16 protein-coding genes and 1 riboswitch are annotated in these 19,565 nt (G+C 56.2%); of the genes, 3 read left to right on the forward strand and 13 right to left on the reverse strand.

Annotated features, from left to right (window positions below; genetic code table 11):
- Positions 1–10: 10 nt before the first annotated feature.
- The 9 genes from QVF11_RS01820 to dalD all read right to left on the reverse strand — a co-directional run bounded on the left by QVF11_RS01820 (position 11) and on the right by dalD (position 11,107).
- Positions 11–874 (reverse strand): ABC transporter ATP-binding protein, encoded by an 864-nt coding sequence (locus QVF11_RS01820; RefSeq protein WP_112213151.1) that lies wholly within the window; start codon positions 872–874, stop codon positions 11–13.
- Positions 846–1,751 carry an ABC transporter permease gene (locus tag QVF11_RS01825; RefSeq protein ID WP_112213150.1) on the reverse strand — a complete coding sequence of 302 codons (906 nt, stop codon included), beginning with the start codon at positions 1,749–1,751 and terminating at the stop codon, positions 846–848. Before QVF11_RS01825 ends, QVF11_RS01820 begins: the two co-directional genes overlap by 29 nt.
- Entirely contained in the window at positions 1,748–2,785 is a 1,038-nt protein-coding gene (locus tag QVF11_RS01830) for an ABC transporter permease (protein ID WP_287855059.1), read from the reverse strand. Before QVF11_RS01830 ends, QVF11_RS01825 begins: the two co-directional genes overlap by 4 nt.
- Positions 2,782–4,404: an ABC transporter substrate-binding protein gene (locus QVF11_RS01835; protein WP_112213148.1), complete on the reverse strand. Its 1,623-nt coding sequence runs from the start codon at positions 4,402–4,404 to the stop codon at positions 2,782–2,784. The genes QVF11_RS01830 and QVF11_RS01835 overlap by 4 nt, the downstream gene beginning before the upstream one ends.
- 210 nt (positions 4,405–4,614) lie before the next feature.
- Positions 4,615–5,769, reverse strand: a complete 1,155-nt coding sequence (locus QVF11_RS01840; protein ID WP_112213147.1) for a mandelate racemase family protein — start codon at positions 5,767–5,769, stop codon at positions 4,615–4,617.
- A 423-nt stretch (positions 5,770–6,192) separates the two neighbouring features.
- A complete protein-coding gene (locus QVF11_RS01845) occupies positions 6,193–6,855 on the reverse strand; it encodes an HAD family hydrolase (protein WP_287855061.1) in 663 nt (220 codons plus the stop codon).
- 55 nt (positions 6,856–6,910) lie between these two features.
- Entirely contained in the window at positions 6,911–8,188 is a 1,278-nt protein-coding gene (gene dalT / locus QVF11_RS01850; protein WP_287855062.1) for a D-arabinitol transporter, read from the reverse strand.
- A 78-nt stretch (positions 8,189–8,266) separates the two neighbouring features.
- Complete coding sequence (gene xylB, locus QVF11_RS01855) at positions 8,267–9,730, reverse strand: xylulokinase (RefSeq protein ID WP_287855064.1); 1,464 nt, start codon at positions 9,728–9,730, stop codon at positions 8,267–8,269.
- A 9-nt stretch (positions 9,731–9,739) separates the two neighbouring features.
- Positions 9,740–11,107, reverse strand: coding sequence for a D-arabinitol 4-dehydrogenase (gene dalD / locus QVF11_RS01860; RefSeq protein WP_287855066.1), 1,368 nt, complete (start codon positions 11,105–11,107; stop codon positions 9,740–9,742).
- 206 nt (positions 11,108–11,313) lie between these two features.
- Here dalD and QVF11_RS01865 point away from each other — a divergent pair, with 206 nt between their 5' ends.
- Positions 11,314–12,255 carry a sugar-binding transcriptional regulator gene (locus QVF11_RS01865; RefSeq protein ID WP_112213141.1) on the forward strand — a complete coding sequence of 314 codons (942 nt, stop codon included), beginning with the start codon at positions 11,314–11,316 and terminating at the stop codon, positions 12,253–12,255.
- Between the two features lie 14 nt (positions 12,256–12,269).
- Here the strand turns inward: QVF11_RS01865 and QVF11_RS01870 are convergent, their stop codons facing one another.
- A complete protein-coding gene (locus QVF11_RS01870; protein WP_287855067.1) occupies positions 12,270–13,271 on the reverse strand; it encodes a LacI family DNA-binding transcriptional regulator in 1,002 nt (333 codons plus the stop codon).
- A gap of 256 nt (positions 13,272–13,527) precedes the next feature.
- Here QVF11_RS01870 and QVF11_RS01875 point away from each other — a divergent pair, with 256 nt between their 5' ends.
- Together QVF11_RS01875 and QVF11_RS01880 are read left to right on the forward strand one after the other, a co-directional pair.
- Positions 13,528–14,277 carry an SDR family oxidoreductase gene (locus tag QVF11_RS01875; RefSeq protein WP_287855069.1) on the forward strand — a complete coding sequence of 250 codons (750 nt, stop codon included), beginning with the start codon at positions 13,528–13,530 and terminating at the stop codon, positions 14,275–14,277.
- Between the two features lie 29 nt (positions 14,278–14,306).
- Complete coding sequence (locus QVF11_RS01880) at positions 14,307–15,914, forward strand: FGGY-family carbohydrate kinase (RefSeq protein WP_112213139.1); 1,608 nt, start codon at positions 14,307–14,309, stop codon at positions 15,912–15,914.
- A 124-nt stretch (positions 15,915–16,038) separates the two neighbouring features.
- On the opposite strand, the gene fbaB is transcribed toward QVF11_RS01880, so the two are convergent.
- From fbaB to thiM, 3 genes are all read right to left on the reverse strand, one after another.
- A complete protein-coding gene (gene fbaB / locus QVF11_RS01885; RefSeq protein ID WP_112213138.1) occupies positions 16,039–17,091 on the reverse strand; it encodes a class I fructose-bisphosphate aldolase in 1,053 nt (350 codons plus the stop codon).
- Between the two features lie 148 nt (positions 17,092–17,239).
- Positions 17,240–18,040: a bifunctional hydroxymethylpyrimidine kinase/phosphomethylpyrimidine kinase gene (thiD, locus tag QVF11_RS01890; protein ID WP_182207344.1), complete on the reverse strand. Its 801-nt coding sequence runs from the start codon at positions 18,038–18,040 to the stop codon at positions 17,240–17,242.
- Positions 18,037–18,810: a hydroxyethylthiazole kinase gene (gene thiM, locus QVF11_RS01895; RefSeq protein ID WP_142514656.1), complete on the reverse strand. Its 774-nt coding sequence runs from the start codon at positions 18,808–18,810 to the stop codon at positions 18,037–18,039. The genes thiD and thiM overlap by 4 nt, the downstream gene beginning before the upstream one ends.
- Positions 18,811–18,844: 34 nt before the next feature.
- A riboswitch (TPP riboswitch) is annotated at positions 18,845–18,941 on the reverse strand.
- Positions 18,942–19,565: the final 624 nt, after the last annotated feature.

Below are 19,565 nucleotides of genomic sequence, written 5' to 3' on the forward strand. Positions count from 1 at the left end.
TCTGCGCTCCTTATTCCGTCAGCCAGCTGGCCTGGCGCTGTAATACCGGTAAAACCGGACGGCGATGCTGCATATCCGGCAGCGAGTTAATCAAGCCTTGGGTATAGGGATGACGGGCGTTATCGAGATCTTTAGCGGCAATGGACTCCACCACCCGCCCGGCGTACATCACCAGCACCCGGTCGCAGAAGCTACGCACCAGATTGATATCATGGCTGATGAAAATCAGCCCCAGACCGCGCGACTGAACCAGGTCATCCAGCAGGCCCAGCACCTGCAGGCGTACCGACACGTCCAGCGCCGAGGTCGGCTCATCGGCAATCACCAGCTCCGGGTCGGTGATCAGCATCATCGCAATCATGATACGCTGCCCCTGACCACCGGAAATCTCATGCGGATAGAGCTGATAAACGCGCTCCGGCTGGCGAATTCGCACCACCTCCAGCATCTCCAGCGCCTTTTCTTTAGCCTCATCTTTACGCCCCGGATGGTGCGTGAGCCAGGCCTCAGCTATCTGATTACCGACGCAAACCACCGGGTTCAGCGAGTATTTCGGGTCCTGCATAATCATTGAGATGCGTTTGCCGCGTACGCCGCGCATTTGCGCCTCGCTGAGATGCAGTAAATCAAGGTCACCAAACTGCATCCGACTGGCGGTGACGCGGGCCTTTTTCGGATGCAGCTGCAACAGCGCGCGCCCGACGGTGGATTTACCCGAGCCGGACTCGCCAACAATCGCCAGTTTTTCCTGCCCCAACTGGAAGGAGACGCCGCGCACGGCATGGGTCACCGCGCTACCGTTAACAAAGTCGACGCACAGGTCGCGCACGTCGAGCAGAGGAGCATTATTCGCTGCGAGGATCGAGGATGTCACGTAAGCCATCTCCTAAGAAGTTGAACGCTAAGCTGTTGATCAGAATCGCCAGCCCCGGAATCGTTACTACCCACCAGCACTCCATCATGTAGGTGCGCCCGCTGGAGATCATCGCCCCCCACTCCGGCTCCGGCGGCTGCGCGCCAAGGCCAAGAAAGCCCAGACCGGCGGCGGTCAGAATGATCCCCGCCATATTCATGGTGATACGGATAATGACCGAAGGCAGGCACAACGGGACAATATGCCGCCACAGTACGCGAGCCGGAGACGCGCCTTGCAAACGCACGGCGGAGATAAAATCAGCCTGACGCAGTGACAGCGTTTCAGCGCGTGCCAGACGAGCAATCGGTGGCCAGGCGGTCAGCGTAATGGCGATAACTACGTGCTCCAGCCCCGGGCCTAAGGCGGCGACGAACGCCAGTGCCAGCACCAGACTTGGGAAGGAAATGAAGATATCGGTGACGCGCATCAGCACCATATCCACCTTGCCGCCAAAATATCCGGCGCTGACGCCGAGCAGCAGCCCAAGCGGGCCGACGGTGACCGACACCAGCAGCACGATATACAGCGTGATACGCGAGCCGTACACCAGGCGGCTAAAAATATCGCGGCCAAACTCATCGGTACCAAACCAGTGCTGGGCGTTCGGTGCCACCAATGCGCTGTTCAGGTCCTGTACCAGCGGGTTATAAGGCGCGATCAGCGGCGCAAACACTGCCACGACGATCAACAGGAAGATAATCCCGCCGCCGATAGCCGTTAGCGGGTTGCGCGCCATTTTGCCGATAAATCCGGCAGCTCGTGTCGCCGCACGTTGCAGCCGCTGGCGGCCTTCGCCCGCCCCGCCCGAAAGCGACGTATCCAGAGAAACGGTCATGATTTTGTCCTCGGGTCAAAGAATTGATACAGCATGTCGGAGAGCAGGTTAAGCATCACGAAGATAACCCCCACCAGCAGCACGCAGCCCATTACCGCATTCATATCGCCCAGCAGCAGGCTGCCGGTCAGATAGGAGCCAAAGCCCGGCCAGGAGAAGACCGTTTCAATCAGTACTGCGCCTTCCAGCAGCGCGCCGTAGGCCAACGCTACTACAGTCAGCAGTTGTACCAGGATGTTACGAAACGCATGGTTCCAGATAACCTGACGTTCGGTCAGCCCCTTCACCCGCGCGGTAATAATGAACTCCTGCGACAGCTGGGCCAGCATAAAACTGCGGGTCATACGGCTGATATAAGCCAGCGAGTGAAAGCCTAGCAGCGAGGCCGGTAAAATCAGGTGGTTTATGGCATTCCAGAACACCTGGCTGTTACCTGCCAGCAGCGCATCGATGGTCATCAGGCCGGTGCGACGTGGCACAATACCGTCCAGACCAAGGTCTACCCGTCCAGCACCGCCAACCCAACCAAGCCAGGCGTAAAACACCAGCAGCCCCATCATCCCAACCCAGAAAATCGGCGTTGAATAGCCGGCAAGGCTGATAATACGCACCACATAATCGGAGAGGCTGTTACGCCGCGCCGCCGCCAGCACGCCCAGCGGAATACCAAGGCCTGCGCCGACGATAATCGCCATCGTCGCCAGCTCCATGGTGGCCGGGAAGACGCGAATAATGTCGTCTACCACCGGTTTCCCGGTCAGCAATGCATTGCCCAAATCGCCATGCAACAAGTTGACAAAATAGATGCCAAACTGGGTGACCAACGACTGGTCAAACCCCAGTTGCTGATAAACCTGCTGGTAAGTGCTCTGGTCGGCATCCGGCCCAACAATGGCCAGTACCGGGTCGATGGGCATCACGCGCCCAATGGTGAAGGTCAGCAGCAGCAGGCCGAACAGCGTAATCGCCACCTGCAGCAGTCGTTTTGATAAGCGCCGGGTGCGGGAGCCAGGCGCAAGGATTGCCGTACTCATCCTTTCTCTCCTTCGCGGGTTTTATAGACTTCACGTAGAAAAGTGGTGGCGGAGGGGTGCGGCTGATAATCCTGCACCTCGTTGCGTACCACGACGGAATCGACCATTTGCGACAGCGGAATTAACGCCGGGATCAGCTGGTCATAGCGTTGCTGAATCGCCTGATAGCTCGCTACCTGTTGCTGCGGGTTACGCTCCAGCAGAGCGTGGTCAATCATGGAGTTCAGCTGCGGGTCGTAAAAACCGGTACGCCAGCCCTGGAAGTTGGTCAGGCGAGCCTCAGCGCTATTATCCGGGTTATAGACCAGCGCACGCAGGCTGGAGTGCGGGTGAGGTTCCATTCCGCTCCCCCCGCGCCCGACTAGCAGGTCAAATTTACGTTCGCGCATCGCGCCGTAGATCTGATTGCCGGTGCCGGTGATGATTTTGGCGTTAATGCCCGCTTGCATCAGCGTCGACTGCACGGCAATGGCAATATTGAGGAACGGCTGATCGGAGAGCACCCGCAGCGTGGTATCAAATCCGTTGGGATAGCCTGCTTCCGCCAGCAGCTTTTTCGCCCGCGCCACGTCGAGCGTGTAGCCCGGGTCAGGCAGTGTGGACGGCATGCCGGCTTTGATCGGCCGCTGATGCAGCACGCCGTAGCCCGGCATCAGCGCTTTATTGATACCCTGGTAATCAATCAAATAGCGTACCGCTTCGCGCACTTTCGGATTGGCAAAATGATCTTCATTCATGCTCATAGCGACGTAGTACATGGTCCCACGCTGCACTGCATCGACGGTCAGTTGAGGGTCGCTGCGCAAGGCGTTGATATCGGAGACCGCCATGTTGTTAGCAATATCGAGATCGCCTTTCGCTACCATCAGACGCAGAGTTTGCGACTCCTGGAAGTGGCGCAGCACCACGCGGCTCATCTTCGCCTCACCGCGCCAGTAGTCAGGATTGCGCTTCATGCGCAGGACATCTTTCGCCTGCCAGGTTTCGAGGGTAAACGGCCCGGAACCGGCTTCATGAGTGGTGAGCCAGCGATTGCCCCAGTCCTTATCCTGCTCGTGGCTCTGCACCGTTTTACTGTCAAGCACGCCGAGGTTGCCCAGCGCCGCCAGCGAGTAAATCACCAGCTGCGGGTCGTTATCTTTCGGTAACACGATTTGTACCGTCACGTCGTCCGGGGCGCTCACCTGGTTATCAATATTTTTCTTACTGAAGCCGTAGGATTTCCACACCGATGCCTGGGCGAGGTTGAGATGCAAAATACGCCGCATTGACCACACCACATCGGCGGCGGTCAGCGGATTGCCAGAGTGAAATTTCACGTCGTCGCGCAAATGGAAAGTCAGGGTTTTACCATCCGGGCTGATATCCCAGGATTTCGCCAGCGCGGGCCTGACGTTGGTTAGCTGTTTAGGATCAAGCTCCACCAGCGAGTCATAGAGATTGACCACAATCCCGACCACTTCGTTACCGGTCATCGCTGCCGGGTCAAGGGTCAGAAGGTTGTTCATATTCATGCCGATGATCAGTTGGTCGGGCGGCGTTTTCGCTATTGCCGCCCCGCTCCCCATCGACACGGCGAGCGCGAGTAAGCACGCTCCCAGTAAAGAGGTTTTTTTCATATCTATCGCCTGTAGGGTACACGCCCGTCATCATTCGCGCCGCAACTACGTTGGCTTCATCTCCTCACCCCGGTCACTTACCTGATGTAAGCTCCCGGAGATTCGTTGATTTGCCGCCTTGCTGCAACACGACTGATTTAGGGCCTGGTTTATATTTTTTATCCGTTCGCCCAAACCCAATAAGCCTTAAGCCTTTGGAGTTTTTATTAATCAGTCGTGGCTAACGGTATTGGCTTCGATATACGCAAAATTAATGTCTTCGCCGAGACCTGGTCGTTGTGACAAATGCACTAATCCCTGGTCATCCATCGGGTCGACAATGCTGTTGAGATACGCGGCTGGCTCATCGTAATTGAGGAACGGGTGCAGCAGGCCGCGCTCGTACCAGCGGCAGTTGCGGATAGCCCCTACCACCGCGAGGCTCGCCGCGCCGTTGCCGTGGACTTCACAATCCATACCGAACGACTCCGCCAACGCAGCAACCTTCATGGTCGGCGTAATGCCGCCAACGCCGTTAGATCCGGCGCGCAGGATGTCGCAGGCTCCGGCTTTCACCCATTCGGCGCGCATATGATGCTTGCCGCCAAAGCTCTCCGGCCCGACGATGGGAATCGACAGGTTTTCCGCCAGCCATGCGTAAGAGGACATCGAATCCTCTTCCATCGGCTCTTCAAACCAGGCGAAATTCAGTTTTTCCAGCTCTTTACCGATCCACAGCGCTTCTGTCCGGCTGTACCAGTGATAGCCGTCAATCATCAGGTCGATATCCGGCCCCACCGCTTCACGCACCGCCGCACAGGCTTTGATATCCATCTTCGGATTTGGCGCGAAAGAGACTGGCGGCATCCAGGTATGCAGCTTGATGGCCTTGTAGCCACGGGCCACCAGCGTTTCAGCAAATGACGCATACTCATCCGGGGTCGACAGTCCGCCAGGCAGATCGTCGCCGCACATGGTGCTGCCATAGGCCGGAACCGTGTCGCGATAGCCACCGAGCAGCTTGTAAACCGGCATATTGAGCTTGCGACCAATTAGATCCCACAGCGCCTGCTCGACAAACGACAGCGCGCGTTCGGTCAACTGATGGGCGCTACCGCGCTGCCAGTGGTTAAGATCCTGCCAGATGCGTTCACGGTTGAACGGGTCCTGCCCCACCATCACCTTACGAAAGAAGGTATTCACCACAAACGGGCGCACTACTTCCGGCGGCGCAAAAGAAAAACCCTGGGTGCCATCATCGGCAGTAATGGTCAGCATCGCCATTTTTGCCATGCTTTCGGCTCCCGGATGGGAGTGCCCGGCGCTGTCGGAAACCCGACGAGTGGGATACTGGAAAACGGTGACATTTACAGATTCAATTTTCATTCTCAGTCCTTATCGCAGCCAAACCCGATCTATATACCCGTCATACTTCAAGTTGCTTGTGCGTTGGCTTTCCTCGCTCACCCCAGTCACTTACTGGAGTAAGCTCCCGGGGACTCACTGCGTCGCCGCCTTCCTGCAACTCGAATTATTTAGGGTATAGACGAAAATCGGCAAAGTGGTTTCACATTATTGAAAAAACGTTTCAATATATAATCTAAGCACAAATACGCAGCAGTGCCTCGGACAATCACCGCTAAGCAAGAGATTAAATTTGGGCATTGGCACGACAGGACGTGATTGTTTTCACAAAAGAAGAGCGAAATGTGAGGCCGATCGGCATGATGAAGAGAGGAGCGTGAGCGCAGAAAAAAGATTAACCGACCGGGTACATCCTGATACTTTCTGCGCTCACAAATTACTGACTTATACCGCCGCCTCTGGTTCTACAGAAAGAGCTTCCAGCAGTTCAGGTAACGCCCGATAGCGACCGGCGGCGGCCTGAAAACGACCATGCAGGCAATCTTCGGCGATAACGATAGTGGGGATATTTGCTGCCTGAGCGGCGCTAAAACCGTTAAAGCTATCTTCAATCACCAGGCATTGACTGGCGTTGAGGTTGAGCTTGCGCAGCGTTGACAAGTAAACCGCCGGATGAGGTTTGCCGCATTCCTCATCATCCGCGCTGGAAACCACGTCAAAATAGTGCCAAAGGGAGAGTTTGTGCAGTACTGCGGAAATAACCTGATGGGATGATGAGGTGGCGAGCGCAATGTGATAGCCAAGCTGGCGAAAATAGCTCAACGTTTCATGCACACCGTTCATCGGCTCACCTTCGGCGGCAATCAGGTCGGTAATTCGCTGCAATATGGCTGCTTCGAGCTGCTTTGGCGCAACGTCAAGCCGACAATGTCGGCACCAGGTGCGCGCAATGTCATCAAGGCGTTTACCTTTGGTCAGCGTTTCACACTCATCGATACTTACCGTTGCCCCCCACTGCGCCAGCGCTTCAATTTGCGCCTGTTGCCACAGGGTTTCGGAATCAATAATCACGCCATCCATGTCAAAAATAACTGCTTTAATACTCATTATCCACCTCATTAAGGCTGGCATGAATCATACATACCAGCCCAGCCACATCACCTTAAGAGAACTCAACCTGCTCGCTGGCGGGCGCTTCCTTGTGGGAAAATCCCGGTTGCTCGACGCGAATAAACGCACAAAGGAAAAAGGCCACCACGTACAGCGTGGTATAGGCGATGACCACCCCGATAGTGCTGAAGAACGGCAGCAGTATCACCGCAATCGCCGGTGCGAGAAAGTTCGACATCCCCGCAGACAGGTTATACACCGAAATCGCCGCACCTTTGTGCTTGGGCTCCAGCGCCGGGAATACGGCAGCCAGCGGAACGAAAGCGGCGACAAAGATCCCCAGGGCGATAGCCGGAATCATCGCCATAGCAAAGTTATGCCCGAAGTGCTGCGGAATGTAATAAAACGCCAAGCTGGAGAGCGCCATACCGACGCAGCCGAACCAGCGAACCACTTTCATCCAGCCCAGTTTTTCGCCCAAAATCCCCCACAGTACGTTGGAGAAAATGGTGGTGAAGAAGAAGACGGCCCACACCTGCAACCATTCAGAAGTGGTGAAACCCAGCTCATCGACAAACATCATCGGCATGATTACCGCAAAGCCAAACAATGACAGCGTATTGATGATACGCACCATGCTGGACAACATAATATTGCGGTTGGTATAGAGCAGCGTCGCCGCGCGTCCCAGCTCGGAAAACTTCTCACGAGTGGTCAAATTTTGCATATGGTGTGGAGTTTGAATATTGCGCAAAGAGACCAGCGCAATAATCCCACCGGTGACGCAGAAAGCCAGCGCCAGCCACAATGTCCCCAGCTCGCCGATATGCGGGATGGTAAAACTCGGAATATAGCTGCCGAAAACGCCGATACCGACAGAGTAAACTGCCCAGAACCAACCGATGGCCGAACTGGCGCTGTCGCTTTTGACGTTATGGATAATGGCGACGATAAACGAGTAGAGGAACAGCGGATACGCGAAGCCACGAATGCCGTAAAACAGCAGAATCAGCGGGTAGTTGGCGTGTCCAAGGCCGAAAACCAGGAACAGTACGTGGAATACGCACCACAGTACGAAGCCAATCATCATGGTTTTTAGCGGGGTGATAATTTCCGCTACGACGCCGGAAATCCACGCTGATAGCGCTGCGGCCAATCCATAAAGGGTAAAGGCAAATGAGGCCTGAGCCGGAGAGAATCCTAACTCTGTAATGTAATGCGACAGGAATGCCAGTTCGAAACCGTCACCGGTCATAAACACGGCGATGGCGATGTATCCCCAGAACAGGTTCAGGGGTAAACCGAGCCACTGTTTATTATTTACGGACATAATGACCTCGTTTTCAGGGTACAGGAGGCCTCTCCGGGGAGTTCACCGGAGGGCCATTTTTAGGGTATGTTTTTAAAATTAGTGCTGACGGAAGTTCAGGTCGTTTAAATACAGAGCGTTAAACTGCACGTAACGTTGCATCAGAGTTTGATGACGAACCGGGTCCGCCTGCCAGGTCTGCCAGACTTCTGGTTTTTCACACACGGCGGCGATGGGCTTCCCTGCCGCCAGGCAGGCCAGTCGTGCCGCGCCCAGTGCGCCGCCGGTCTCTCCGCCTTTGTGGGTCACCACCGGCATGTCGAGAATATCGGCCAGCAGTTGCGCCCAGAACGGGCTGCGGGCGCCACCGCCAACCAGCGAACATTGATCGATCTGCGTGCCGCTCTCTTTCAGCACCCGCAGGCCATCGTTAATGCCAAAACTCACCCCTTCGAGCACCGCGTAGCCAAGCTGGGCGCGCAGGCTGGAATGGGTCATTCCCCAGAACATACCGCGTGCTTCAGGGTCGTTATGCGGCGTGCGTTCTCCGGAGAGATAAGGCAAGAAGAACGGCGCATTGGCTTTCTCTTCGGCACTTAATTCGGCAATCTCCTCCAGCAACGCCACTTCCGTGGTGCCGGTCAGGCGACAGAACCACTGCAAACAGCTGGCAGCGCTGAGCATCACGCTCATCTGATGCCACAGATTCGGCAGAACGTGGCAGAACGCGTGCACCGCCGACTGCGGGGCCGGACGATAGGCGTCGGTCACCACAAACAGTACTCCGGATGTGCCGAGCGAAATAAACGCATCCCCCGGCGAGACCGCACCGACGCCAATGGCGCTCACCGCGTTATCACCGCCGCCACCGGCAACCACCACCGAAGCGTTCAGCCCCCAGCGTTCGGCTACCTGCGGATCGAGCGTGGCGGAAACCTCGCAGCCTTCAACCAACGACGGCATATGGCTGCGCGACAACCCGCATTTATCCAGCAACGAGTCGGACCAGTCGCGTTTCGCCACGTCCAGCCACAGCGTCCCGGCGGCATCCGACATATCGGAGACTTTCTTCCCGGTCATCTGGTAGCGCAGATAATCTTTCGGCAGCAGCACCGTGGCGGTCCGTTTAAAGTTTTGCGGTTCGTGACGGCGTACCCACAGCAGCTTCGGCGCGGTGAAGCCCGGCATTGCCAGATTCCCCGCCACCTGATGCAGCTCCGGCGCCATCTCTTCCAGCTCTGCGCACTCCTCAGCGCAGCGGGTGTCGTTCCACAGAATTGCCGGGCGAATCACCTCCCCTGCCGCATCCAGCAGCACTGCGCCGTGCATCTGCCCGGAAAGGCCAATGGCTTTGATTGCCGGCCAGTGCTGGGCGCATTTTTCCCGCAGCGTGGTCATCAGGTACTCCGTCACTTCCCACCAGGATTGCGGCGATTGTTCTGACCAGTGCGGATGGGGCCGCTGAATACTCAGCGGCGCGCTATGGCTGGCGATAACCTCATTGTTTTCATCAATGACCAGCGCTTTGACTTCCGATGTGCCGAGATCGATACCCAGATACATAGCCACCTCTTATTTAATCAGCGAGTAAACTGCGGCGACCTTCTCACGCATCAGCGCCAGGAAGTCAGCGTTATCGGCCAGTGCGCCAAACAGGGCTTTATCGCGGGCGTAAAGCGCTACCGGATCGCTCGCTTCAAACATTTCATGCACCGCCTGAGCGTCGAGGATGCCGTCCTGGTACTGATACGGCAGGGTTCCCTTGTGCCACTGCTCCATAAAGACGAAGAACAGAGCGGGCAGCATGGCGGTCGCTTCCGGGCGGACGCCGCGCTGGTAGCACTCCTGCAGAGTTGGTGCGATCATTGCCGGAATTTTCGAGAAGCCATCGGCAGCGACGCGCTGGTTAGTGTCCTGGATGTACGGGTTGGTAAAGCGCTTGAGCACCACATCGCGATAGGTCGGTAAATCAATGCCGTTATCGCCGAGACATGGGATCACATCTTCCGTGACGTAGCGATCAGCAATGGCATAGATAAAATCGGTCAGCGTGCTTTCATGAATATACTGCTGGCCGATTAACGTTCCTGCCCACGCAATGCAGCTATGTGAAGAGTTAAGAATGCGGATTTTCGCCTCTTCGTAAGGGATAACCGACTCAACCATCTCCACGTCAACCGCTTCCAGGTTCGGGCGTTCATCGCGGAAGTTGTTTTCCACCACCCACTGGATAAAGGTCTCACCCATTACCGGCGCTTTATCATCAATGCCGGTCTGCGCTTTGATGCGCGCAGGCAGATCCGCCGCCGGACGCGGAGTGATGCGGTCCACCATGGTGTTCGGGCAGGTAGTATTAGCGGCCATCCAGTCGATCACCGCCTGTTTGCCGGTGAGCTGCAGAAACTCAACCATACCATCGTGGAAACGCTCGCCGTTGTGGCGCACATTATCGCAGTTCAGCAGAGTGAGAGGTCCGGCGTTGTCCGCCATGCGTTTTTCCAGAATCCGCGCGATGGTGCCGTAAATGGTTTTGCAATCGCCCTTAAGGTCGGCGATTAAATCGGGGTTGTTGGTTTCCAGTTTATGGCTGGTGTTCAGGTAATACCCCCCTTCCGTCACGGTGAAGGCGATAACTTTAGTCTGCGGATTTGCCCCTTCGTTAATCAGCGGCTGCAACCCGGCCTGCCACGGCAACAGTTTTTGAATGGAGGTGATTTCTTCATATTCGCGCTCCCCTTCCGGGCTCACGGTTTCCAGCACGTAGCGCCCACCCTGCGCCGTCAGCGCCTGAACGACCTGCTCAGCATCGTTGCGAATATTCCCCGCCGCGATGTGCCAGCGCTTATCCCCGGAGGCAATCAGACGATGCAGATACCACGCCTGATGTGCGCGATGAAAAGAACCCAGACCAATGTGAAGCCATGTGAATTGATTGTTCATGTTCTGCTCTCCTTGAGTTGATGGGGTCACTGTAATTGATCATTTGACCCAAATAAGAGCTATAGATCACAAAAGAGCAATTACCCAATAAAACTACAAATGACCAAAAAAGAGCAAAAGCTTGCCAGTTATCCCGACCGCAGCCAGAATGCGGTTATTCGCCAGGCGAATTTTTCGCTGTGGCCAGAAACTTAGGGCAGGAAACCATGAGTAAAGAAGATGATATCCGGCTGGATCAGAAGGTCCGCGCCGCATGGATGTACTACATCGCCGGACAAAACCAGAGCGAAATCGCCAGTCAGCTTGGTACTTCAAGGCCAGTGGTGCAACGGCTGATTGCGGCGGCGAAAGAAGAAGGGATCGTATCGATTAGTTTGCACCATCCGGTAGCAAACTGCCTCGATTACGCGCAATTACTGCAGGAAAAGTACCAACTTATCGAATGCAATATCGTGCCCGCCTTTAGCGAAGAAAGTACGCTGGATAGCGTGTCATTTGGCTGCTACCAGCTGATGGCTCGCTATTTACAGGATGATAAAGAGAAAATCATTGGCCTGGGTTCCGGCCTGACCCTGAAAAAAACGCTACAGCGCATCGACTTCGATAGCTTAAATACCCGCTGCGTCGCGCTCATCAGCGCCATGGACGCCGATGGTCAATGTAACTATTACGATGACGTCCCTCTGCTGCTGACCAGCAAAATTAAGGCGAAGTACTATCAGTGGCCCGCGCCGCGCTATGCGCAGACCCAGGAGGAGTACGATATGTGGTGCACCAGCCGACTGTTCCGCAGCGTTTGTGACGTCGCCCGCCAGGCGGACGTTATTTTTGTGGGGATTGGACCATTAGGTACGCAAAGCCCGATATTTAAAGATGGCTTTATCAATCAGGCGCAGATGGATGAGGTGACCGCGCAAGGCGGGATCGGCGAGATCATGGGGCGCTTTATCGATGCCGAAGGCGGTGTGGTCGACAGCGAAATCAACAGAATGATCACCAGCTACGATATCCGCCAGAACCAGTGTCCACGTATCGCGGTGGCGTGTGGCGAATACAAACGCCCGGCTATCCTGGCGGCGCTTAAGGGCGGCTGGATCAACGGCCTGGTGACCGATGAACACACCGCCCGCTGGCTGCTGACGCGCTAACGTTAACAGCCGAATCAGCAACTGCTCATCAACAGCGGCGGGATCTCAATCCGCTGCTGGTTGGTATCGCCAGAATCGATAATGCTAAATACCGCCTCCAGCATCGCCGGTACGTCCTGCTGCACCATATCAATATCGTGTCCCAGCAGATAAACAAACGGGTCCCAGTCAAAGCAGCCCATTGGCGGCTGACCGCTACCGGTAAGTCCCGCCTGCGACAGCCATCGCACCACCCCTTCCAGCGAAATAGTCGAATTGACGAACAGCCCCTGCAAAGGAATATCAGTCGAGCCAAACCGCTCTTGCAGGCAGGCCTCGACTTTTCCCTTTGAATAACCGGGGGCCAGAATATTCGCCTGCGGCACGTTCAGCCCCAGCTCGCGGTGCGCATCGTGAAAACCGCGTAAACGCTCGCTGGTGTTATGGTCGCTACTACGCCCACCGATAAAGGTCAGCGGCGCCAGCTCCCCCCGCCGGCGGGCGCTGTTAGCCAGGATCTTGTGGGTCAGCGCTTTCGCGCCACCGTAGTTATCCGAAATCACCGAGGGCGCGATAGACCCAGGCAGGTCAAGGTTGACGGTTGGCACCCCCGCCTGCTGACATAAAGCGGTAATTTTGTCCGGGTTGGTCGCCCCGGTCGCTACCACCCAATCCACCTGCCAGGAGAGCATCGCTTTTACCGCTTCAATTTCCAGTTCCGGGCTACGACGGGTGCAGGTAATAATCGGCAGCAGGCCGCGCTCGCGGGCCATCTCTTCAAAAAGCTCGGCGACCGACCCGAAATAGCGGTTATCGTATTTGGGGATAATCATGCCGATGACGTGCGATTTTTTACTGCGCAGCATGCTGGCCTGGCGGTTAATTGCATAGCCCTGCTCTTCGGCAATCCGCGTTACCTTTTCGGCAAGCTTTGCGCTGATGCGGCGCTTTTTCCAGTTACCGTTAAGGATGGCGCTTACCGCGCTCGCCGACACGCCGGATAGCTCCGCCAGGTCGTAAATCGTGATTTTCTTCATTTTCCCAACTTGCGTCACAAATTCATTTCGCCGTTAATTTCCCCACTTGCTCAATCGATGAAGCTAGCGCAACATGAGCTTCATCGATTGAGCTTCCATTTCACTCCACGAAGTATTAGCGCATTCAGCGTTAATATTCCAGCAAATATGAAAAAATGGTGCTTATATTCAATAACTTAAAATATTTAATTCAAAGCATCGAACGCGATGCCCTCGCGTCCGATAGTTCCAACCAGACTCTGTCGAGGATTATAAAATGAACCACTCTGTCTCCTCTATGAATACTTCCCTCAACGGTAAAGTTGCCGCCATCACCGGCGCGGCATCAGGTATCGGCCTCGAATGCGCTAAAACCCTGCTGGGGGCTGGCGCAAAGGTCGTGCTTATCGACCGTGAAGGTGAAAAGCTCAATAAAATTATCGCCGAGCTGGGCGAAAACGCCTTCGCCCTACAGGTTGATCTGATGCAAGCGGACCAGGTCGATAATATCCTGCAAGGTATTTTAAAGCTGACCGGGCGTCTCGATATTTTCCATGCTAACGCCGGAGCCTACATCGGCGGGCCGGTTGCGGAAGGCGACCCGGACGTGTGGGATCGCGTACTGCACCTCAACACCAATGCCGCTTTCCGCTGCGTGCGTAGCGTCCTCCCGCATCTGATTGCGCAAAAATCCGGGGATATTATTTTCACCAGCTCTATTGCTGGCGTGGTGCCGGTTATCTGGGAACCTATCTATACCGCGTCGAAATTTGCCGTCCAGGCGTTTGTCCACACCACCCGTCGCCAGGTTTCCCAGTACGGCGTCCGCGTGGGTGCCGTGCTGCCAGGACCGGTGGTAACCGCACTGCTGGACGACTGGCCAAAAGCCAAAATGGACGAAGCGCTGGCCAACGGCAGCCTGATGCAGCCGATCGAAGTGGCCGAGTCGGTGCTGTTTATGGTGACCCGCTCGAAAAACGTTACCGTTCGCGACATTGTTATCCTGCCTAACAGCGTGGATCTCTAACCGTCAACCAGACTGCTGAAGAGGATTTTATGCAAAGCAATACTCAAAACATTATTGGCGTGGATGTCGGTTCGGGCAGCGTTCGCGCGGGCGTATTCAATCTGCAGGGCGAACTTCTCGCCCACGCCACCCGAGAAATCACCCTGTTCCGCAGCGCCGGAAGCGTGGTTGAACAGTCAAGCCGCGAGATCTGGCAGGCGGTGTGCTACTGCATTAAAACAGCGGTAACCAGCGCCGGTGTAGCACCGTCGTCGATTGCCGGTATCGGCTTCGATGCCACCTGCTCGCTAGTGGTGATTGGTGAAAATAACGCACCGCTGGCGGTTGGCCCTTCGGAAGATCCTGACCGCAATATTATTGTCTGGATGGATCACCGCGCCACCGGGCAAGCAGAAAAAATTAACGCTACGGGCCACGCGGTGCTGCAATACGTCGGTGGTAAAATCTCGCCGGAGATGGAAACGCCGAAAATTTTGTGGCTGAAGGAGAACCGTCCAAAAATCTATCAACAGGCGCGCCACTTCTTCGACCTCGCTGATTATCTCACCTGGCGCTCAACGGGCGATTTGGCCCGCTCGGTGTGTACCGTGACCTGTAAATGGACCTATCTTGCGCATGAAAAACGCTGGGATGCCGGGTACTTCCGCCAGATTGGCCTTGAAGAACTGGCGGATGAAGATTTTGTTCGTATCGGCCAGCGTATCGTCGATCCGGGAACGCCCTGCGAGGGCGGTCTGTGCGCAACAGCGGCAGATGAGATGGGCCTGCCCGTCGGCACGCCGGTGGCGGTCGGCATGATTGACGCCCATGCGGGCGGGATTGGTACCGTTGGTGTGCTTAACGGCGCGGTCAACAATATGGCCTACGTGTTCGGCACGTCCTCCTGCACCATGACCACCACCCAGGATGCCGTCTTTGTGCCCGGCGTTTGGGGGCCTTACTATTCCGCCATGGTGCCAGGGTTCTGGCTTAGCGAAGGTGGCCAGAGCGCAGCGGGTGCGGCTATCGACCAGTTATTGAGCTTCCATCCCGCCGCGGCAGAGGCTAAAGCGCTGGCAAAAGAAGCCGGTGTTCCGCTACCGGTGTATCTTGCCGACAAGGTGCTGGCGCAGGTGGATAATCCTTCCGAAGCAGTCAAGCTCGCTGCCGGTCTGCACGTGGTACCGGAGTTTTTAGGCAACCGCGCGCCGCTGGCGGACCCGAACGCGAAAGCGATTATCGCCGGACTGGGCATGGAGCGGGATCTGGAAAACCTGATTGCGCTGTACGTCGCGGGATTGTGCGGTATCGGCTACGGTCTGCGGCAGATTATCGATGCGCAGAAAAATTGCGGGATTGATAGCGAAAATATCGTCATCAGCGGCGGGGCAGGTCAACATCCGTTAGTTCGCCAGCTGCTGGCAGATGCTTGCGGCATTAACGTGGTCAGTACCGAGTCCAGCGAACCGGTGCTGTTAGGTTCGGCAATTCTCGGTGCCGTAGCGGGTAACATTGCCTCTTCGCTGCCGGAAGCGATGAAGCAGTTTACCCGTGTAGATAAAACTTACCGCTGCGAAGAGCAATTTAGCGCCGATCATCAGCGTCGTTACGAAGCGTACAAAACGCTCCAGCACACGGCACGACTAATTCGCGAATAAGCAGGATCCCGGAGGCGGCGCTCGGCGCGCCTGTCCGGGCTACCCTTCCCGTAGCCCGGACAGATGCGCAGCATCGCCTCCGGGAAACAACACGCAACGCAGCTTCAGGTGCCGTCGGTACTTATCAGGCGATAGTGACTTTGCTATCCAGATAAACATCCTGCACGGCATTAATCAGCTTCACGCCGTCAGCCATCGATTTCTTAAATGCCTTACGGCCCAGGATCAGCCCCATGCCGCCCGCGCGTTTATTGATAACCGCCGTACGTACAGCATCGGACAGATCGGTTTCACCGCCCGCCGCGCCGCCGGAGTTAATCAGCCCGGCACGACCCATATAGCAGTTCGCCAGCTGATAGCGCACCAGATCAATCGGGTTCTCGGTGGTTAATTTGCTGTAAACCCGGTCATCGGTATAGCCGAAGTTCACCGCTTTATAGCCGCCGTTATTCTCCGCCATTTTCTGCTTCACAATATCCGCGCCGATAGTGGCTGCCAGATGGTTGGCCTGGCCGGTTAAGTCGGCGGAAACGTGATAATCGACGCCATCTTTCTTGAATGCCGGGTTACGCAGATAGGCCCACAGCACGGTCACCAGGCCCAGTTCATGCGCGCGCTCAAAGGCCACAGAAATTTCCTCAAGCTGACGGCGAGACTGTTCAGAACCGAAATAGATAGTCGCCCCTACCGCCACGGCTCCCATATTGAACGCCTGTTCAACGCTGGCGTACAGCGTCTGGTCGTATTCGGTCGGGTAGCTTAGCGTTTCGTTATGGTTCAGTTTGACCAGGAAGGGGATGCGGTGCGCATAGCGGCGCGACACCGAGGCCAGCACGCCATAGGTGGAGGCCACGCAGTTGCAACCGGCTTCAATAGCCAGTTCGACGATATTTTTCGGATCAAAGTACAGCGGGTTAGCGGCAAAAGAAGCGCCAGCAGAATGCTCTACACCCTGATCAACCGGCAGGATAGACAGATACCCGGTTCCCGCCAGGCGTCCGGTGTTATAGAGGGTTTGCATATTACGCAGCACCGCCGGCGGACGATTGTTATCAACCATCACCCGATCGACATAGTCCGAGCCCGGCAAATAGAGCTGGTCGGCTGGAATAGTCATACAACGGTGCTGTAAAAGCGTGTCGGCATCTTTGCCAAGCAACTGCGTAATATCGGTCATAGCGATCTCCCGTAAGTGCCGGTCGAAACCGGCATGCATTTTCCCAACCCAATTATTTTGGGCAGGTTAAGCCTGGTACCGACTCAGCATATTTTCCAGCCGGGAGCGTATTTTTTCAGCACAGTCTGCTGGCACGTTGTCGTGCCGTTTACCACCAGGCGTGGAAATGATGTACCGGGCCGATCCCGTGCCCGACCTCCAGCGAATCCGCCTGCGCCAGCGCCGCAGAGAGCCAGCCCTTAGCCTCCGCTACGGTCTGCCCCCAATCATCGTAACGCGGACGTAACGCCGCCAGCGCCGCAGAGAGCGTACAGCCGGTGCCGTGCGTATTTTTGGTCTGCACTCTTGGCGCGGTAAAGCGCTGCTCGCCCTCGCGGGTAAACAGCCAGTCCGGGCTTTCGGCGTCATCCAGATGACCACCCTTCATTAATACCGCGCCGCAGCCCATTCCCAACAGCGCTCTGCCCTGCTCCAGCATCTCTTTTTCCGTTTTGGCATGCGGCGCATCCAGCAGCGCCGCCGCTTCCGGCAGGTTTGGAGTGATTAGCGACACCTGCGGCAGCAGGCGCTGACGCAGCGTTTGCACTGCGCTGAGCGAGAGCAACGGATCGCCGCTTTTCGCCAGCATCACGGTATCCAGCACCACGTTTTTAATCTGGTACCGCGCCAGTCGCTCTGCCACCGCTTCGACGATATCCGTTTCCGCCAGCATGCCAATTTTAGTGGTATCGATTCGCACATCGCTGAACACTGAATCCAGCTGCGCGGCGACAAAATCAGGTTCAATACGGTACACCGACTGCACGCCTCGGGTGTTTTGCGCCACCAATGCGGTGATGACCGAGCAGCCGTAAGCGCCCAGCGCTGAGAAGGTTTTGAGATCCGCCTGGATCCCCGCGCCGCCGCTCGGGTCGGTTCCGGCGATGGTTAACGCATTGATTCGTTTCACAGGCCACCCTCCGCGTACAGCGCATCGAGAAACGCCGGAGTAAAGCTGCCAGGGCCGCCCTGCTGCGCCGCTTTTCCACCCGCCAGTTTCATCAGGCCGCAGGCGGCGGCGACGTTTTCCAGACGGTCACCGGGCATCGCCGTGCTGGCGGCAACCACCGCCGACAGCGCGCAGCCGGTGCCAACCACCCGGGTCATCAGCGGATCGCCGCCGGTCACCATACGCGTACGCTGACCATCAGTGATGTAGTCCACTTCTCCGGTGACCGCGACCACAGTGTTTAGTTGGCGAGCCAACGCTTGTGCCGCAGGCAGCGCGGCAGCAGCGGTATCAGTGGTATCAACGCCGCGCCCACCACCGCTCATCCCAGCAAGGGCCATAATTTCCGAGGCATTACCGCGAATGGCAGCAGGCTGTAGTGCCAGAAGCTCCCGACAAAATTCAGTGCGCAGAGTCAACGCGCCGACCGCCACCGGGTCCAGCACCCACGGTTTTCCCGCCTGCTTTGCGCTATGCGCCGCCGCACGCATCGCCGTCGCGCGCTCAACGGTCAGCGTGCCGACGTTAATCAGCAGCGTGTCGGCAATGGCGGCAAACTGACTGGCTTCATCGGGGTCGATAACCATCGCTGGTGATGCGCCAATCGACAGCAGCACGTTGGCGGTAAAGGTCTGCACCACATCGTTAGTCATGCAGTGAACAAGGGGGGAATGGCGGCGAAAAAGATGCCGCAGATGGGCAATATGCGCGGGGTTTAGCAGGTCAGACATCGTTTGCTCCCGCCAGGCGATGAAGAAGCGACGACCCTGCGGTCTCTGACTTCCCTACGCTGGCATTATCCAGATCAGGTGGTACGGGTTTTTCTCAGCCTTCACAAGGAAGGGCACCCCGAGTCATTGAGAGATAAAACGTTCTCAGCGGGCAGGTTACGGGAAGTCACCGGACAACGCAAGCCAGCCAGGAAGAGATGAATGGCGCAATAACGCCCTGACGACACGGCGCCTTGTTTGATTTGCGGCTTATCCCCACTCGCGTGGGGAACGTCATCCCAGCGTTTGCAGCTCGGGCGCGAGCTGCGGTTTATCCCCGCTGACGCGGGGAACACTCAATAACACCATCTGTTAACTGATTATTGGTCGGTTTATCCCCGCTGACGCGGGGAACACGTTATCCTCAATTCTGCAAATACGTATAGGCGCCGGTTTATCCCCGCTGACGCGGGGAACACATTAATTGATTCCGTTAGCCGTTCTGATGGCTCGGTTTATCCCCGCTGACGCGGGGAACACTCTAAATATATCTTATTGTTTTATAATAAATTTATTCACACAAAACAATCTACCGACATTTTTGCAACAAATTGATTTTATTAAAGAAAGATAACCCTTTGATTTTAATAGATACGATAAAGTATTTCGTTAGCTCTCTCGCATTTCACCAAAATGAACTGCGGTCATGGCATTCTACAGATTCACTTCCCGCAGTGAACTTAGCAGTAAAGCAAAACATGCTTCAATCAGCGGCG

Origin of the sequence: Klebsiella sp. (assembly GCF_027492335.1) — a bacterium.
Lineage (GTDB): Bacteria > Pseudomonadota > Gammaproteobacteria > Enterobacterales > Enterobacteriaceae > Klebsiella > Klebsiella huaxiensis.